Source organism: Culicoidibacter larvae, from assembly GCF_005771635.1.
GTDB classification, from domain to species: domain Bacteria; phylum Bacillota_I; class Bacilli_A; order Culicoidibacterales; family Culicoidibacteraceae; genus Culicoidibacter; species Culicoidibacter larvae.
On sequence record NZ_VBWP01000005.1, the window covers coordinates 14,987 to 33,305 of the forward strand.

An 18,319-nucleotide genomic window follows, 5' to 3' on the forward strand; every position below is an offset into this window, starting at 1 on the left:
AGCATCAATTTATAAAACAGGATACCGATTTACTCACAAAAGAAAGCATTGTCCTGAAAAGTTAAATTTGTTATAATATGAGAGTAGAATCAAAACAAGGAGGAATTACTATGGCTCACGTAATTAGTGCAGAATGTATCAGCTGTGGAGCTTGTGAAGCAACATGTCCAACAGACGCTATTTCAGCTGGTGACACTCAATATAACATTGATCCAGATCTTTGCATCGACTGTGCAGCATGTACAGATGCATGTCCTGTTGACGCTATCAGCGCTCAATAATAAAATCAGAATTATTACCTAAAGAAGCTATTGGCATATAAACAGCCAATAGCTTTTTTAGTTACATAAACGCTAAGCGTTCCGGGTTTTCAACATTCATCAATAATTAACTTGATAAGGCACAGCCTCACTTTTAATTGTTGTTCCATAAATACCCATAATAATAATCATAATCGGGCTAAAGAGTAATTCTGCATAAACAGTTAGGGCTAAAGGATTTTCAAGTAGATATTCGAAGTCCATTGCTGTCACTGCTATTAACATAAAACCAACAAGCAATGCCACTACTCCAAAAACAATCATAAAAACAGCAGCTACAATCTTTGTCTTTTGATTGAAAACAAATGCTAAAACCAAAACTCCGATTGACACAACAAGCCCTAAAAGACCGATTGCAAGAATAACCGAATAATTAGTACCGCCATCTACTGAATACTCTGAAAATATCATCTCCAATGCATTACTTACTCTTGAAACCATCAAACCGATAAATATCATATTCACACTCATAACCGTGAACTTAACATTCAATATCTTACGTTCTGCGCCAACAGCTTTTTGTTGAGTTGCCAAACCACCAATAACCGCAATCAATAAACATCCGGAAATAAGAATACCAACAATTACAGTAACCAGATTAAAACTGCCAAAGCCAATAAACATAACACCGTTAATAAACGCATTAATCACCGATAATACTACTGGTGCAATCAGAATCCCCAGTCCGGCAGTCGGTTTCGCCAAAATCAAAATAAGTCCAACAATCAGTAAAATAACAATTAGCACATTAAGAATCATATGCAATCCATTAAAAACTCCATAATAAGGAATAAAATCAAAATAATCAATATTCGAAATCATCATTTGCACTGAATAAAAAATTGAAATAAGATTATCAAACAATAAAAAAACTGCTGCAATAATCGCCGGCATAATGATTGGCTTCACTCTCACTTGTTCCATAATAAACCCTCTTTTCCATAATAACTATTATATTATATCACAATTTATCTTTTGGGAGAAAGAAAAAATCAGGGCGCGACGAGCGCGCCCTGATTTCAAATTTATTAAAGAACTTGAGTCTCAGCTAAACGTTTGTAAGTTTCATATTTTTCTTTTGCTTGTTCCTCAAGAAGTGCATACAATTCTGCAGCTTCTTTAGGGAATTGACGTTTTAATGAATTGAAACGTACTTGTTGATCAATAAATCCAACAAAACTTTCAGTTGGCTCTTTTGAATCAAGGCTGAATGCTTTTCCTTCCGCTTTCAACTCTGGGTTATAACGGTATAAATGCCAGTATCCTGATTTCAATGCTTCTTCACTGATATGAGGAGTACGAGTCATTCCGCCTTTGATACCATGTGCAATACATGGTGAGTATGCAATAACTAATGATGGACCGTCATATTGCTCCGCTTCATTTAATGCTTTTACTAATTGGTTACGGTCTGCTAAAGCAACTTGTGCCACATATACATAACCATAAGTCATAGCAATTAAACCAAGATCTTTTTTCTTAATACGTTTTCCACCTGAAGCGAATTTAGCAATTGCGCCAGTAGGCGTTGATTTTGAAGCTTGTCCTCCGGTATTAGAGTATACTTCAGTATCCATTACTAAGATATTAACATTTTCTCCACTTGCTAAGACATGGTCAACGCCACCGTATCCGATGTCATACGCCCAACCGTCACCACCGAAAATCCAAACAGATTGTTTTTCGAGGAAGTCTTTCTTAGCATCAATTTGATTTAACAATATTTGCGCTTCTGGATTCATTGAAGTCGCTGGTAATAATGCTTTTATCGCAGCTGATAACTCAACTGTTTTTTCTGAATCATTATAGCCTTCAATCCATGCTGCAAATGCAGTTGCAAGCTCAGCATCAACTCCAAGCTCGATAGCTTGTTCCATTAATCCTTGTAATGCTTTACGGTTATGTAAGTATGCTAACTGCATTCCGTAACCAAACTCAGCATTATCTTCGAACAATGAGTTTGCCCAAGCCGGTCCACGGCCTTTTGCATTAGTAGTATATGGCGTTGATGGGTATGAACCACCATAAATTGATGAACATCCGGTTGCATTGGCAATTACCATACGGTCTCCGAACATTTGTGTAATTAAACGTACATATGGAGTTTCTCCACAACCTGCACAAGCTCCTGAGAACTCAAATAAAGGTTTTTTGAATTGTGTTCCTTTTACGTTTGCATTTGTGGTCGCATCTGCTTTTTCTGATACTTTTTCACTTACGAAATCCCAGTTTGGTTTCTCAGTTTCAACATGCTCACCGAATGGTTGCATTGTTAATGCTTTCTCACCTTTTTTACCTGGACAAATATCGGCACAGTTGTTACATCCAGTACAATCCATTGGTGAAACTTGAATACGATATGCATATTTATCCATATCTTTACCCATAGCAGTTAATGTTTCCATATCTGCCGGTGCTTCTTTTTGTTCTTCACCATCTAATAAGAATGGACGGATAGCTGCATGCGGACAAACGAACGCACAGAAGTTACATTGAATACAATTATCTTTATTCCAAATTGGTAAATCAATAGCAATACCACGTTTTTCGTATGCTGCAGTACCATTTGGTAACGAACCATCAGCAACATCAGCAAAGCTACTTACCGGTAAATTATCACCCTCTTGACGATTGATTGGTTCAAGAATGTTTTTAACGAATGCTGGAACGTTAGCATCAGTAGCAAAGATTTGCTCTTCTGATAATTCACCCCATGCTGCTGGTACTTCAACTTTGTGTAATGCGTTAATTCCTTGGTTTACAGCTTCGATATTCATGTTAACAATATCGTCACCTTTTTTACCATAGGCTTTACGAATTCCATCTTCTAAATATTTAACTGCATCACTCATTGGAATGATATCTGCTAAATTAAAGAATGCAGATTGCATAACCATGTTAATACGTCCGCCAAGTCCTACTTCACGAGCAATTGAAGTTGCGTCGATTGTATAGAATTGGATATTATTTTTAGCAATATATGCTTTCATGAACGCTGGTAAATGTTTATCTAATTCTTCATCAGTCCAGATAGTATTCAATAAGAATGCTCCATCTTTTTTCAATCCTGCCAATAAATCATATTTATCAACATATGACTGATTACTACATCCGATAAAGTCAGCCTCACTAATTAAGTATGTAGAATGAATTGGTTCTTTACCAAAACGTAAATGCGATACCGTAATCCCACCTGATTTTTTAGAGTCATATGAGAAGTATGCTTGGCTATACATATCAGTATGTTCACCAATGATTTTAATTGCTTGTTTATTAGCACCAACCATACCATCAGAACCAAGACCCCAGAATTTACAACGACGTGTTGATGCTGGCTCAGTTACAATTGATTCTGTAATAGGTAATGAAAGATGAGTTACATCATCGTTGATTCCTAATGTAAAGTATGTTTTTGGCGTACTACTTGCCAAGTTTTGGTAAACTGCCAAAATTTGTGAAGGTGTTGTATCTTTCGATCCTAAACCATAGCGACCACCAATAATAACTGGTTTTTTATCACTATTTTTAAACGCTTCAACAACATCTAAGTATAAAGGTTCACCATTTTGTCCTGGTTCTTTAGTACGATCCATAACGCTGATACGTTCTACGGTAGCAGGGAATGCTGCCAAGAAATGTTCAACTGAGAAAGGACGGTATAAATGAACTTTAACAACACCGACTTTTTTACCTTGTGCATTTAAATAGTCAACTGTTTCTTGAATAGTTTCAGTTACTGAACCCATTGCAACAATTACGTCAGTAGCATCTGCTGCACCATAGTAATCAAATAAATGATAGCTGCGGCCAGTATGTTTTGCTAATTCATCCATATATTTTTGAACGATACCTGGTAACTCATCATAATAAGAATTGATAGCTTCGCGTGCTTGGAAGAATACATCCGGGTTTTGAGCTGTACCTTTAGTATAAGGATGATCAGAATTTAATCCGCGGTTACGGAAATCTTGTAAAGCTTCTTGATTTACTAAACTTCCTAATGTTTCGTAATCTAAAACTTCAATTTTTTGAATCTCATGTGATGTACGGAATCCATCAAAGAAATGGCAGAATGGTAAACTTGATTCAATTGAAGCTAGATGCGCAACTGGCGCAATATCAGCTACTTCTTGCACTGATCCGGTAGCCAATAATGGAACCCCGGTAGGACGAGAAGCCATAACATCAGTATGATCTCCAAAAATGTTTAATGCATGTGAAGCAATTGCCCGCGCAGAAACATGGAACACACCAGGTAAACGCTCACCAGCAATTTTATACATGTTTGGCAACATTAACAATAACCCTTGAGATGCTGTAAATGTTGTTGAAAGTGTACCTGTAGAAAGCACACCATGCATTGCTCCGGCAGCTCCTGCTTCCGATTGTAATTCAGAAACATTTACTGTTTGTCCAAAAATATTTTTTACTCCGTTAGTTGCCCATTCATCAGTAGCTTCCGCCATATTTGATGAAGGGGTAATTGGGTAAATGGCAGCTACTTCTGTGTATGCATATGCAATATATGCCGCAGCAGTGTTCCCATCGATTGTTTTTAAAATTTTATTTGACATAAAATTTTACCTCCTTCAATGTATTTCAATTTAGTCTGAAAGTATCTTATGCTCTTCTTAAGATAATTCATTTTAAATAGTCCTAAACGCAACAAAACATAGTGTGCACCGCTTGGTATCCACTAGTTTTGTCGGTCACCTTCCCAAGCTTTGGAAAAGCGGCTTATTATTCACCACGATCAACGTAGTGAGTATGTAATAATTCATGTGCTTTATGACTTCCTGGCTCACCAAGGAATTCTTCATAAATCTTTTTAATATCTGGATTGTCATTTGAACGACGGATTTTTTTCGATTTATCAATAGAATAAGTCGCTTCCATACGTTTTTTAATAATTCCACGATCACCATGGTGATATGGTTGTCCACCACCGGCAATACATCCACCAGGACAAGCCATGATTTCGATAACATCGTAATGAGTGCTACCTTCACGTACTGCTTCAAGTAAACGACGCGCATTACCTAATCCGTGAGCGGCTGCAACTTTTAAGTCATGACCAGCAACACTGATATTAGCTTCTTTTACACCTTCAAATCCACGAACACCTTCGAAATCCAAAGTTGCATCACTTTCATCGCCTAACCAAGCCGCTGCCGTACGTAATGCTGCTTCAAGCACCCCGCCAGTAGCACCGAAGATTTGTGCCGCTCCAGTTGATTCTCCGAGTGGATTGTCAAACTCTTCTTCAGCAAGGTCAAGATAGTGAATTCCCGCTTCTTTTACCATACGAGCAAATTCACGAGTCGTAATAACATAGTCTACATCACTATGACCTTCATGAGTTAACTCAGGACGAGCAGACTCATATTTTTTGGCAACACATGGCATTACTGAAACAACAACAATATCTTTTGGATCGATGTTCATTTTTTCAGCAAAGTATGTTTTAGTCATTGAACCAAACATCTCATGTGGTGATTTACAAGTTGATGGTACATCAAGCATATCAGGGAAGTTATGCTCAATGAATTTTACCCATGCCGGGCAGCAACTTGTTAAGATTGGTAAACGTCCTTTACCATTCAAACGTTGCAATACTTCATTAGCTTCTTCCATAATAGTTAAGTCAGCACCCCAGTTAGTATCGAACACACTGTCGAATCCTAAACGACGTAAAGCAGCAACCATTTGACCGGTAGAAACCGTTCCAGGTTCAGCACCAAACTCTTCAGCAACTGCAACCCGTACAGCTGGTGCAGTTTGTACAACAACATATTTACCTTCGTCATATAATGCATTCCATACTTTATCAACATTATTAATCTCAGTTAATGCCGCTGTAGGACATACGCTGACACACTGACCACAGAAAGTACATTCTGTTTCATGTAATGGAGCATTAAATGCTGGCGCAATTACTGTATCAAATCCACGGTTAACTGCTGAATAAATATCAACTGTTTGTACATTCGAGCAAATTGACTCACAGCGACGGCATAAAATACATTTATCTAAATTTTTAACGATTGAAAGACTTGTTTCGTCAATACCAAAGTTACTGCGTTTACCTTCGTAACGAACACGGCGAACATTTAATTCATGTGCCAATGTCTGTAAATCACAGTTAGTACTACGATCACAGAACAAACAATCTTTCGGGTGATTAGAAAGCATTAATTCCATAGTTGTGCGGCGAGAATTCACGGCACGACGAGAATCAGTACTAATATCCATACCCTCTTTTACATAAGTATCACAAGAAGGCACAAGGCGAGAACCGCGTCCTTCATCCACTTCTACCATACAAATCCGACAAGACACCGGACGGTTTTCATAATCCATATCATGCAACTGTAAGTGGCAAAGTGTTGGAATATCAAATCCACTGCGACGAGAAGCTTCAAGGATTGTTTCGCCATTTTGTGCTTCTACTTCGATACCATTGATTTTTAATTTAACCATTATACTTTTCCTCCTTACTGCATGATGATTGCATTAACTGGACACGCACTAATACATGCCTCACACTTAATACAAGTTTCTTGATCAATAACGTGTAACTGCTTCACACTACCTTCAATTGCATCAACCGGACAAACACGTGAACATTTAGTACATCCAATACATTTATCGGTAATAACAATTTGAAGTAAGTCTTTACATACATGTGCCGGACAAGTCTGATCAACGATATGTGCTTCATACTCATCACGGAAATATTTGATGGTAGAAACGATTGGGTTAGGAGCTGTTTTTCCTAATCCGCACAATGAAGAATCAATAACTACTTCAGATAATTCTTGCAGTTTATCAAGATCTTCAAGTGTTCCCTTACCACTAGTAATTTTTTCTAACATTTCAAGCAAACGTGTTGTTCCGATACGACATGGTGTACATTTACCACAAGATTCTTCACAAGTAAACTCAAGATAGAATTTTGCAATGTTAACCATACAATCATCTTCATCAAGAACAATCATCCCGCCTGAACCCATCATTGAACCGATTGATTGCAATGACTCATAATCGATTGGTGTATCCAAGAATTCAGTAGGAATACATCCTCCTGAAGGACCTCCGGTTTGAACTGCTTTTAAAGCACGATCATTCGGAATTCCGCCACCAATGTCATAAACTAATTCACGAAGAGTGGTTCCCATTGGTACCTCAACGAGACCAACATTACTTACTTTACCACCAAGGGCAAATACTTTAGTTCCCTTAGAAGTTGCTGTACCGATAGAGTTATACCAGTCAGCACCTTTATTAACAATAATTGGCACGTTCGCAAAAGTTTCAACATTGTTTGTAGATGTAGGTTTACCCCATAAACCGCGTTCCGAAGGGAATACAGTTTTGTTAAATGGCTCCCCACGCATACCTTCAATCGAACGCATCAACGCAGTTTCTTCACCACAAACGAAAGCTCCGGCACCATATTTAATTAAAACATCAAAGTTGAATCCTGAGCCTAAAATGTTCTCACCAAGCAACCCACGCTCGCGGGCTTGCTTGATAGCAATCTCAAGACGTTCAATAGCCAATGGATACTCAGCACGGATATACACATACCCGGTATCAGCACCAATTGCGTAACCCGCAATAGCCATTGCCTCGATAATACTGTGCGGATCTCCCTCAAGCAATGAGCGGTCCATGAATGCACCCGGATCCCCTTCATCAGCATTACAAATAATATATTTTTGGTCACCCGCCGCACGACGAGTAGCCTCCCATTTCATACCGGTTGGGAATCCGGCTCCACCGCGACCGCGAAGTCCAGAATCAGTCATCAATTTAGTAACTGCCTCTGGCTCCATACCGAATACTTTTGCTAATGCAAGGTATCCTTCTGCAGCGATATACTCATCGATTTCTTCAGGATCAATAATCCCGCAGTTACGCAAAGCAATACGTAATTGCTTTTTGTAGAATGAAATATCATGCATAGTTGGTACTTTTTCATTGATAGACGGTTCAGTAAATAACAAACGTTCTACTGGCTTTCCGCCTTTCATATGTTCAACAATAATATCTTCTGCATCCTCAGGGGTTACTTTTACATAAAAAACATCATCCGGGAAAACTCGGATAATTGGGCCCTCAGCACAAAACCCAAAACATCCTGTTGCTTTTACATCAACAAGTGCCTCTAAATTATGTTCTTTAATCTTTTCAGCTAATGCTTCTTTTAATTCTTTACTTTGCGCCGAGTGGCAACCCGTACCACCACAAACCATAATAATACGCTCTTGTCCGACATAGGCTTCCGCACGACGTAATGCAAGCAACGGCTGATTATTCTGATGCAAAGTTTGCAATTCTTCAACTGATTGAATACGCATTTATTTTTCTCCTCTCTATGTTGGACTTTAAGATAATGTTTCTACCAGATGATTCTCAATAATTGATTCAACATCTTCTGATTGAACATGACCATAAACTTTTTCATTAATGATAACAACAGGTGCTAATCCACAGGCTCCGACACAACGAACACCAGAAAGTGTAAACTTCAAATCATCGCTGGTTTCGCCAGACTTCAGATTCAATGATTTCTCAAATGCTTCTAAAACCTTTCCAGATCCTTTTACGAAACATCCGGTTCCCATACATACCTGAACAACATACTCACCACGCGGCGTATCTGTAAAGTATGAATAAAAACTCACCACTCCGTACACTCTCGCTACCGGAATATTTAATTTTTGTGCAACATATGTTTGTACTTCTCTTGGTAAGTAACCAAAAATATGCTGAGCTCGGTGTAAAACTTGAATTAATGACGATTCGTTTTGCTCTGGTAAACTACTGATGAATTCACCGAGTTCATTGAAAAGTTCTTTGTTCTCAGAACCTTGTGAACAATTACAACTCATGATTGTTCCTCCTTTGTTATTTTGTCAAACTTGCAGCGACGGTGAAATCACTGTTCGAAAATTTATCATATTATTTGCATCAACTTTTTCATATATGATATAGTATATAATCCTAGTTTGCACAAATTAATACGTTCCTCATAATTGTACCCCAATTAATAAGGCTATTCAATACTTTTCAACGAGAAAAATGAGTATATTATTTGCATTTATTTTCGCTTTATGATTCAAGGCCAATAACCACAAGGCTTAAAGGTGCATTTATTCACTATTTAACTAATTGTAATAATTACATTTTTTGAACGCACTCAATTTCCTTAATCGGAATGATTCAGATTTTCTAGTATTTATATGGGTTTTCTTCGCTTTTTGGGGGAAAATAAAAAAGCCACCGGTTCGGCAAACCGGTGGCTTTCAACTTTCTGCAACTCATAACACTAATTCAATTTTTATGGATTCACCATCAATAAAAGTACCCGGTGAGACCGTAATTGCCAACTTCTGCTCCTCAGAAAAACCAATCGTCTCACCATCTTGCAACTGCACATTATTATCAACCACATAACTAACAATATCATAGATAAAATTAAATAACGTTTCATTATCATAACTGGTAAATAAGATTTCGATTTCACGCAATCCAAACTGCTTCAATCCAAAAGTAATTACCGAGTTCCCTCTATCATCAGGAATAAAACCAAAATTAACCCAAAGCATCAACGGATATTGTGCCTCCTGCTCATCATCGGGAAAAGCAGCAGTAACCATATCAGCATAAATCTCCGGCTCAATCAACAAAACCGCATCACCGTTATAAATCGCGGCAACATCATTGGTCGCTATCAGCGCCATGCAGACCATACTATTGATGGTCTGCGCCTGCAACGCCGTCGCCCCGCTGGTATACACCAGTGCATGGCTCTGATACACCGGCGGTTGCTCCGCGTCCCGCCACAGTAAGCTCGCGTGCATTGCCCGCTCGACTTCATCGCCGGGAATTTGCGCCTCAACCAAAGCTACTGAAATCATCATCCCCTCAAACTCAGCCAGCAATACACCATCGCTCACGCTATCTTTAGTTACCGGCAATTCTTTTGCACTTAGATACTCAGCTACCGCCAGCAAATCAAGACTGCTTCCTTTTAACAACCCAAAATTTAATTTACTAAATGTATTTTCCATAGCAATTCACTCCTTAGCATTCTTACTATACCATAAACCAAAAGAGGCTGTCAGTTCAACTGACAGCCTCTTCACTTTTCCCCAAAAAATCATTCTGCTGCGGACTCTGCAATCCGCACTTTACGATCATGAATACCTTTTTTGATAATTTTGCGCGCGCGCTCAGCCTCATCCTTGGTTGCCGGCTCTACGCCTTCAAGCGGATACTCCCAGCCAAGGGCATTCCATTTAGACAAGCCCATAACATGATAAGGCAGGACATCCAAAGCCTCAACATTATTGAGTCGGCCAATGAACAATCCCAGCTGATATAATGAGCGATCATTTAAAGTAACTCCCGGAATAACCACATGGCGAATCCAAACTGGTTTGCCAATTTTATCCAACCATAAGGCAAATCGCAAAATCGCCTCATTTGGCACCCCGGTCAACTCTTTATGAGCAGTTGTCTCGATATGTTTTAGATCCAGCAAAACTAAATCCGTATACTGCATCAGTTCAGTGAACTTCTCCATACCGGTTTCGCTTTTAATTCTAAATGTAACTCCCGAGGTATCAATACAAGTATGGATACCTCGCTCTCTAGCTTTTTTAAAGAGTTCGGTTACAAAGTCAATTTGCAATAATGGTTCGCCGCCAGTAATAGTGATGCCGCCACCGCGCAAAAAAACTTTGTACTTTTCATATTCATCGAGCAATTCATCAGTAGTCCACTTCTGACCGACACCGGTTTTCCAGGTGTCGGGGTTATGGCAATACTGACAGCGAAGCGGGCAGCCTTGCATAAATACTACAAAACGAACTCCCGGCCCGTCAACGGTACCAAAGGTTTCAATTGAATGAATATTACCAATCATTCTTGCCACACTCCTTTTTAGTTTAATAAGAAAGAAAAGCTGCCAGCGAGCTGCTGACAGCAATTCTTAGGCTTATTTACATTTTATCATGGAATGTTCTCGCAATAACATCATCTTGCTGTTCTTTGGTTAATTTATTGAAGTTTACTGCATATCCTGAAACCCGCACCGTTAATTGTGGGTAATTTTCCGGATGTGCCTGAGCATCCAATAAAGTTTCACGGTTGAATACATTGACGTTTAAGTGATGACCGCCATTTTCCATGTATCCGTCTAGCATATTTACTAAGTTATCAATTTGTTGGTTGTTTTTCATTGTCAATTCCTCCTAATTATTCGTCATCCAAACCGATTTCAAGGTTTGGTATTTTACATGCTTCATTTGGTCCGCAATCAAGATTTAAATCAGCGATGTCAATATCTAAATCAACTTCCAGCTCACCGACTATAAACTCATCATCTTTTCCTAAAGCACCCGGAACGACCGAGAAGGTATTTGAAATACCATCTGATGCATGATTGAAAGGTAATTTAGAAACTGATGATAATGAAGCCAAAGCGCCATTATGATCACGCCCATGCATAGGATTCGCTCCCGGAGCAAATGGTTCACCGGCACGACGACCATCTGGTGTGTTCCCGGTTTTTTTACCATAAACGACATTTGATGTAATCGTTAAGATTGACATTGTCGGTACACCGTTACGGTATGTATGGTGTTTACGGATCTTATTCATGAAAGTTTCAACAACCATTGCTGCTAAATCATCAACCCGATCATCGTTATTTCCATAACATGGGAAATCGCCGCTGGTTTCAAAATCTTCAACAATCCCATTTTCATCGCGGATTGTTTTTACTTTTCCGAATTTAATTGCACTTAATGAATCAGCAACAACTGATAGCCCGGCAATTCCGGTTGCGAAGTAACGTAATACTTCACGATCATGTAATGCCATTTGACTACGCTCATAAGCATATTTATCGTGCATATAATGGATAACATTTAAAGTGTTGACATAAAGTTCTGCTAACCATTCCATCATTTGATCGAATTTCATCCAAACTTCATCAAACTCTAAGTACTCACCGCGAATTGGCTCATAGCGTGGTGCAATTTGATCTTTTAATTTCTCATCAACACCACCATTGATTGCATAGAGTAAACATTTTGCCAAGTTGGCACGAGCACCGAAAAACTGCATTTCTTTACCAATACGCATTGGTGATACACAACAGGCAATTGCATAATCATCACCGTGAGTTACACGCATTAAATCATCATTTTCATATTGAATCGATGAGGTTTTAATAGACATTTTTGCACAGAAAGCTTTAAATCCTTGTGGTAATCGTGTTGACCAAAGTACTGTCATGTTTGGTTCCGGACTTGGTCCCAATGTTTCCAATGTATGTAAGTAACGGAATGATGTTTTAGTTACTAATGGACGACCATCAATCCCAACACCACCAAGTGATTCAGTAACCCAGGTAGGATCCCCTGAGAATAAATCATTATATTCCGGTGTACGAGCAAATTTTACTAAACGTAATTTCATAATGAAATGATCAACAAGCTCTTGAGCTTCAGTTTCAGTAATCACACCATTTTGTAAATCACGTTCGATATAGATATCGATGAAAGTCGAAGTACGTCCTAAGCTCATTGCTGCCCCATTTTGCTCTTTAACAGCCGCTAAATAACCGAAGTACAACCATTGAATTGCTTCTTGAGCAGTAGCAGCCGGTTGTGAAATATCAAAGCCGTAGCTTGCAGCCATTTCTTTAATTTCACCAAGGGCACGGATTTGTTCTGATAGCTCTTCGCGGTTACGAATATTATCAGCTGTCATTGTTGTATGTGTTGTCGCTAATTGGTGTTTCTTATCTTTAATCAAGAAATCAATTCCGTATAAAGCAATACGGCGATAATCACCAATTATCCGGCCGCGGCCATATGCATCTGGTAACCCAGTAATAATTGCTGATTTACGTGCAGCCCGCATCTCCGGTGTATAGGCGTCAAACACACCCTGATTATGTGTTTTACGGTATTTACTAAAAATTTCTTCAACTCGCGGTGATATTGTATACCCATATGCTTCAGCAGCTGCCTCAGCCATACGAACACCACCAAACGGTTGTAATGAGCGTTTAAACGGAACATCTGTTTGGAACCCAACAATTTGTTCGGTTTCCTTATTCAGGTATCCCGGACCATGAGAAGTAATCGTTGATATAATATCCGTATCCATATCATAAACGCCTTTTTCACGTTCAATCTTTGAAAGTTCCATAACTTGTTCCCAAAGTTTGTTTGTGTTTTCAGTCGCTTCAACTAAAAAGCTGTCATCACCTTCGTATGCTGTGTAGTTTTCCTGAATGAAGCTGCGAACATTGACTTCTCTTTGCCAACGGCGTCCGCGGAATCCATTCCATGCAGTTTTTTCTGTCATTAGTTAACCTCCTGTTAAACATTAATTGTTAAAAAGTGAAAAAAATCACTATCAAACAGTTTATAATACTTATTTATTATAGCAAGATTCTCTTACCACTGCAAAGAAAATGCTTAATTTCAATTATTTTTATATTGTGAAATTATTACCTTTAAATTGTGCAAAATTAACAAAAAACACCTCGCCGTTACAGCGAGGTGTTTTTCAAAGTTTTATTCACTATCTTTTTTATTGTTTTTAAAGATTAAGAATGAAGCTACAGCTGCAATTGCACCAACAGCTACCGTTGCTGCAGCAACACTGCCAATAACAATTTTCTTAGTTGTATCGGCTTCGTTGCTCACCTCAACTATTTCTGTTTCAGTTACTTCTGCTTTTGCTCCGCCTTGAATTTTATTTAAAAGCCGGCGAGCAAATGGTGTTGAAGCATTCATGTCTTCTTCCTGAACTTGAACTTCGTTAGTTTTGTTAAATACATTTTTCATAGTTTCATCCTCCAAATTATCTGTTTCATCATTTTTATCAATTGCAATTTGTTTATTAACCGGAATTGTATATTCGCTGGTCCAGTTATTGGCATAGTACCAATTACCGTTCACTTTTGAAATATCCTGAATATACAATCGCAATTCCTGCTGGCCCTCACGGAGAACTTGCGAAGATATTTCAATACTACCGTCAATAAGTCTTGTTGGTACCGGCAACTTTGTCATACCGTTGTTTAAGGAAATCTTGATTGCCGGCTGAGCATCAAGATTACGCAGTTGTTGAAAAATTGGTAACTTAACGTATAAATTTTCGTCCGGATTTAATTCAACTGCCGGAAATTGTGCTTTTTGGTTAGCAACTTCAAAGTCTTGTAATTGTACCATTTGATTTAAGCCCGGCACACTTGTTAAATGGTTACCGTATAAATACAGAACCTGCAAGTTATGCGCTGTGATTATAGGTACTTCACTTAGCATATTGGTATGTAATGAAAGCGAAATTAGATTTGGCAAATTAAATGCCGGCACAGCAACCAGTCGGTTGCGATCAGCAGCAAGACGCTGCAATTGTTTTAAAAAGCGAAAACTTGGTAATCGCCGTAATTGATTGCCATTCAGATAAAGTTCCTGCAAAGAATTCAGATGATCAAAATCAGGAATCTCGGTTAAGAGGTTGTTACTTAAATCTAAGGTTAACAGGTTGGTAATCGTCGAAAAATTCGGAACAACCTGTAATTGGTTCTTTTGTAAATATAGATGTTGCAATTGATTTAAATATTTAAAATCATCATCACTGATATCAGTAATTCCTTTATTACTTAAGTCCAAAGTTGTAATTGCAGATAAATCATTGGCAGCTACAACATCACTGACTGTTCGCCGTAATTGACGGGCTATCTCTTTAGCAATAATCGGGTTTTTATAAATCAGTTCTATTTTTGCAGGGAGTTCTGAATTGTAGGCAGCTTCAAATAAACTGTGATCAAATTGTCCAGTTTGCATTAATTTTTCCTGTATTGCTTCAAGCTGAGTTTTTTGATCCGGTTTCTTAAATAAAGCCATAAACATTCCCTCCCACGTTTGAGTCTATTTGTACATATAATATTATACGTTTTTCAATCCCTTAATGCAACAAGAGATGCATTACATTTCATCATAATAATGCAGTTTTTAGTTGTTTTTTATCACTTTTTCTACTATAATATTTTAGAGTAACGTTTTGTTATTGAACTCAAAGCACTTTTCTGTTAAAATGCTAATGTATGAGTGTCTTATTAATACATTCGGAGGTGAAAGAAATTGGCAAATATTAAATCACAAATCAAACGTAATAAAACAAATGAGAAAAAACGTTTAGCTAACCAATCATACAAATCATCTATGCGTACTGCAATGAAACAAGTTGAAGCTGCAATTACAAATAATGAAAAAGAATTGGCTAACGAAAAATTAGTTTTGGTTTACAAAAAACTTGATAAAGCCGTGAGCAAAGGAATCGTTCATAAGAACTATGCGAACCGTCAAAAATCACGTTTAACTACAAGTGTAAACGCATTAGGATAAAAAAACAAAGCACAGGCAAAACCGGTGCTTTTTTTATGGAGTGAACCGCTGATGTATAGTTATTTGGAAGCAAGTTTAAAAAAACGAAATATTACTTTTATTCACCTTAAGGACAAAACTGAACTACATACTTATCTGAGCAAACAAATCCAAGCAAATGATATTGTTGCCAATGGCGCTTCAGTAACCCTTGAACAACTTGAATTACCGGATTTTTTTCGCCGGCAAACTAATAATTATCTCGATCGTAAAGCTTGTCAGACGCGCGAAGACAAAGATGATATGTACCGCCAAACATTCTTTGCCGATTACTACTTCCTCAGTGCCAACGCAATCACTGAGGATGGTATTATTGTAAATGTTGATGGCTATGGCAACCGAGTTGCTGCTATGCTCTTCGGTCCCAAAAAAGTTTTTCTGATTATCGGAGCAAATAAAATTGTTGCTGATTTAGAGGCTGCCGAAGCACGTATCAAAGCAATTGCCGGGCCACTTGATGCCAAAAAACTTAATAAAAAAACACCCTGTACATATACCGGGGTGTGCAGTGATTGCAATTCTCCTGATCGCATTTGTAATAAATATGTGACCTACAAGCGAGAATCAATAGCTAATCGAATGCATATTATCCTTCTTGATCAAGAGCTGGGCTATTAAAAAAGCAGCGATAAACGCTGCTTTTTTATATAATTCTTCCTTTGCCCTTGGCTATTCTTCATCTCTTCCCAAAGGAATTATAGCAATTTTTGCTATTTGCAAACAAAAATATTAACACTGTAATGTCTATATCACAATTACACAATATAAATATACTTATCAAAATTATCCATAAAAAGAGCAGATACTTTTACGTATCTGCTCTTTTTTTTATTAATCTTCTAATCTTCGGTTTCCGGAGTAAGCGCAAAGGCCAATACACCCGGACCAGTATGTACGCCAATCGTCGGCCCTAAATGGGTAATATCAATCGACATTACATTCGGAAGGTTTTCAATAACTTCTTTAAAGCGATTAGCTGCGTCAAGTGCCCCGCCATGAACAATATGCACTGTTGTTTTGCCTTTAGCAATCCATTCAGTCGCGAGTTCAGTCATCCGACGGAATGATTGTTTGCTACCGCGCACTTTTTCAAAGTTTGTGAAGGCACCATTTTCATCCATAGTTACAATTGGTTTTATTTTCAATAGTTCACCAATAGTTCCACTTACTTTTCCAATACGTCCGCCTTTAATTAAAAATTCTAACGTGTCTAAAGTAAAAAATAATTTACAACGATCACGAAGTTTAATCAATGCCTCGCTGATATATGAAAAATCTTTACCTTTTTTAATTAGTTCACCGGCATACTCAATTAAATCCGACTGCTCACGTGAGAGCATTTTTGAATCACATACAAAGCTGGTAATTTTATCTGAAAACTCTTCAGCAATAATACGAAAGTTATTAAATGTTCCTGAAAGTCCTGAAGAAACAGTCACAACAATTGCATGCGTATATCCTTTATCAACCAGACCTTGGAACACACTTTCGATATCTCCGAGTGCCGGTGTTGATGTTTTAGGAACTTCTTGCGCAAATCGTTCGTAAACTTCTTCAGAAGTGATATTCACTCCTTCAAGAAATTCTTCGTTTTTGTAGACAATACGCATTGGCACAACCTCAATACCATAAGCCTCTGCATGACTCTTTGGAATATCACTAGTGCTATCGGTAATTAAAGCGATTTTTTGTTCTGCCATAATTATTCCTCCTTATTTTTTAGTATTAGGAAGCGGTTGATCCAGTTGATGTTGAATAATCGCCTGTACCTCTTCCGCTAAATCTCTTAATTTCATCTTGCTATATGCTTCCGGCAAGATCGGTTCATGAATGAAATAATGAACTACCGTTCGTTTTAACGGCCAATTTTGCATAACTTCATACGTGTTGTAAATGGTTATCGGTAAAATTGCCGCTTCTGCTTGTGTGGCAAGCGAGAAACTACCCGGTTTAAACGGATGCATCGTTTTACCATAATTTCGCGTTCCCTCAGGAAACACTGCCATCGGCAACCCGCTTTTGACGTTGTTAACACCAACTGTACGCATCAAATCCAATGATTGTTTCAAGTTATCACGTTTAATGTAAATGCAACCCATTGTTGGCATCCAAGCCCGTAAGAACGGGATGTCCAATTCATCTTTTGCAATAAAAGCAATTGGTCCTTTGAATGAATCAATGGTTACAATAATATCGTACATACTTTGATGGTTACCAACAACAACATAATCAAGGTCAGTCGGTATATTTTCACGACCATGAACCACAATCTTTACCCGATAAAATAAGTTTACCAGTTTCATACTGAACTTAGCCAAAATATGCTTTTGTTTCCATGTATATTTATCTTTATTTAAAATTGGTCCCATGGTCCACAGCCAAGCAAAAAACAGGCCGCCAAAACATGCCACCGCAATAATGAATGCTATAATAATAATCACTACTGATATAAATGTTTCCAAAAATTTCACCTCGAAATACAAATGTAATCACCTAGTTGTTCTTTATTATTGTACT

At 38.0% G+C, this 18,319-nt stretch carries 15 protein-coding genes; 3 read left to right on the forward strand and 12 right to left on the reverse strand.

From position 1 onward, the window contains the following. Positions 1-110 precede the first annotated feature (110 nt). Positions 111-281, forward strand: coding sequence for a DUF362 domain-containing protein (locus FEZ08_RS06505; protein WP_138190914.1), 171 nt, complete (start codon positions 111-113; stop codon positions 279-281). A gap of 99 nt (positions 282-380) precedes the next feature. Here the strand turns inward: FEZ08_RS06505 and FEZ08_RS06510 are convergent, their stop codons facing one another. The 10 genes from FEZ08_RS06510 to FEZ08_RS06555 all read right to left on the reverse strand — a co-directional run bounded on the left by FEZ08_RS06510 (position 381) and on the right by FEZ08_RS06555 (position 15,262). Next, entirely contained in the window at positions 381-1,244 is an 864-nt protein-coding gene (locus FEZ08_RS06510; protein ID WP_138190915.1) for a hypothetical protein, read from the reverse strand. 104 nt (positions 1,245-1,348) lie between these two features. Next, positions 1,349-4,894, reverse strand: coding sequence for a pyruvate:ferredoxin (flavodoxin) oxidoreductase (gene nifJ, locus FEZ08_RS06515; RefSeq protein WP_138190916.1), 3,546 nt, complete (start codon positions 4,892-4,894; stop codon positions 1,349-1,351). A 166-nt stretch (positions 4,895-5,060) separates the two neighbouring features. Further along, positions 5,061-6,800: an NADH-dependent [FeFe] hydrogenase, group A6 gene (locus tag FEZ08_RS06520; RefSeq protein WP_199288046.1), complete on the reverse strand. Its 1,740-nt coding sequence runs from the start codon at positions 6,798-6,800 to the stop codon at positions 5,061-5,063. 14 nt (positions 6,801-6,814) lie between these two features. Continuing rightward, complete coding sequence (locus tag FEZ08_RS06525; RefSeq protein ID WP_138190918.1) at positions 6,815-8,683, reverse strand: NADH-quinone oxidoreductase subunit NuoF; 1,869 nt, start codon at positions 8,681-8,683, stop codon at positions 6,815-6,817. A 27-nt stretch (positions 8,684-8,710) separates the two neighbouring features. Continuing rightward, positions 8,711-9,217, reverse strand: coding sequence for an NADH-quinone oxidoreductase subunit NuoE family protein (locus FEZ08_RS06530; protein WP_138190919.1), 507 nt, complete (start codon positions 9,215-9,217; stop codon positions 8,711-8,713). Between the two features lie 429 nt (positions 9,218-9,646). Next, complete coding sequence (locus FEZ08_RS06535; protein WP_138190920.1) at positions 9,647-10,399, reverse strand: DUF4261 domain-containing protein; 753 nt, start codon at positions 10,397-10,399, stop codon at positions 9,647-9,649. An 89-nt stretch (positions 10,400-10,488) separates the two neighbouring features. Next, positions 10,489-11,256, reverse strand: coding sequence for a pyruvate formate-lyase-activating protein (gene pflA / locus FEZ08_RS06540; RefSeq protein ID WP_138190921.1), 768 nt, complete (start codon positions 11,254-11,256; stop codon positions 10,489-10,491). A 76-nt stretch (positions 11,257-11,332) separates the two neighbouring features. Beyond that, positions 11,333-11,572: an autonomous glycyl radical cofactor GrcA3 gene (gene grcA3 / locus FEZ08_RS06545; RefSeq protein WP_138190922.1), complete on the reverse strand. Its 240-nt coding sequence runs from the start codon at positions 11,570-11,572 to the stop codon at positions 11,333-11,335. Positions 11,573-11,588: 16 nt separating this feature from the next. Next, positions 11,589-13,712: a formate C-acetyltransferase gene (gene pflB, locus FEZ08_RS06550; protein ID WP_138190923.1), complete on the reverse strand. Its 2,124-nt coding sequence runs from the start codon at positions 13,710-13,712 to the stop codon at positions 11,589-11,591. 212 nt (positions 13,713-13,924) lie between these two features. Next, complete coding sequence (locus FEZ08_RS06555) at positions 13,925-15,262, reverse strand: leucine-rich repeat domain-containing protein (protein ID WP_171014971.1); 1,338 nt, start codon at positions 15,260-15,262, stop codon at positions 13,925-13,927. A 237-nt stretch (positions 15,263-15,499) separates the two neighbouring features. Here FEZ08_RS06555 and rpsT point away from each other — a divergent pair, with 237 nt between their 5' ends. Beyond that, positions 15,500-15,763 (forward strand): 30S ribosomal protein S20, encoded by a 264-nt coding sequence (gene rpsT, locus FEZ08_RS06560; RefSeq protein WP_138190925.1) that lies wholly within the window; start codon positions 15,500-15,502, stop codon positions 15,761-15,763. 51 nt (positions 15,764-15,814) lie between these two features. Beyond that, complete coding sequence (locus FEZ08_RS06565) at positions 15,815-16,420, forward strand: lactate utilization protein (RefSeq protein ID WP_138190926.1); 606 nt, start codon at positions 15,815-15,817, stop codon at positions 16,418-16,420. Between the two features lie 221 nt (positions 16,421-16,641). On the opposite strand, the gene FEZ08_RS06570 is transcribed toward FEZ08_RS06565, so the two are convergent. Further along, positions 16,642-17,502, reverse strand: a complete 861-nt coding sequence (locus FEZ08_RS06570; RefSeq protein WP_138190927.1) for a DegV family protein — start codon at positions 17,500-17,502, stop codon at positions 16,642-16,644. 12 nt (positions 17,503-17,514) lie between these two features. Next, a complete protein-coding gene (locus FEZ08_RS06575; RefSeq protein ID WP_138190928.1) occupies positions 17,515-18,264 on the reverse strand; it encodes a lysophospholipid acyltransferase family protein in 750 nt (249 codons plus the stop codon). Positions 18,265-18,319: the final 55 nt, after the last annotated feature.

Excerpts from the sequence above, each read along its gene's own strand:
- FEZ08_RS06505 (WP_138190914.1), top strand. The coding sequence starts at position 111 with ATGGCTCACGTAATTAGTGCAGAATGTATCAGCTGTGGAGCTTGTGAA.
- FEZ08_RS06510 (WP_138190915.1), bottom strand. The coding sequence starts at position 1,244 with ATGGAACAAGTGAGAGTGAAGCCAATCATTATGCCGGCGATTATTGCA.
- nifJ (WP_138190916.1), bottom strand. The coding sequence starts at position 4,894 with ATGTCAAATAAAATTTTAAAAACAATCGATGGGAACACTGCTGCGGCA.
- FEZ08_RS06520 (WP_199288046.1), bottom strand. The coding sequence starts at position 6,800 with ATGGTTAAATTAAAAATCAATGGTATCGAAGTAGAAGCACAAAATGGC.
- FEZ08_RS06525 (WP_138190918.1), bottom strand. The coding sequence starts at position 8,683 with ATGCGTATTCAATCAGTTGAAGAATTGCAAACTTTGCATCAGAATAAT.
- FEZ08_RS06530 (WP_138190919.1), bottom strand. The coding sequence starts at position 9,217 with ATGAGTTGTAATTGTTCACAAGGTTCTGAGAACAAAGAACTTTTCAAT.
- FEZ08_RS06535 (WP_138190920.1), bottom strand. The coding sequence starts at position 10,399 with ATGGAAAATACATTTAGTAAATTAAATTTTGGGTTGTTAAAAGGAAGC.
- pflA (WP_138190921.1), bottom strand. The coding sequence starts at position 11,256 with ATGATTGGTAATATTCATTCAATTGAAACCTTTGGTACCGTTGACGGG.
- grcA3 (WP_138190922.1), bottom strand. The coding sequence starts at position 11,572 with ATGAAAAACAACCAACAAATTGATAACTTAGTAAATATGCTAGACGGA.
- pflB (WP_138190923.1), bottom strand. The coding sequence starts at position 13,712 with ATGACAGAAAAAACTGCATGGAATGGATTCCGCGGACGCCGTTGGCAA.
- FEZ08_RS06555 (WP_171014971.1), bottom strand. The coding sequence starts at position 15,262 with ATGGCTTTATTTAAGAAACCGGATCAAAAAACTCAGCTTGAAGCAATA.
- FEZ08_RS06565 (WP_138190926.1), top strand. The coding sequence starts at position 15,815 with ATGTATAGTTATTTGGAAGCAAGTTTAAAAAAACGAAATATTACTTTT.
- FEZ08_RS06570 (WP_138190927.1), bottom strand. The coding sequence starts at position 17,502 with ATGGCAGAACAAAAAATCGCTTTAATTACCGATAGCACTAGTGATATT.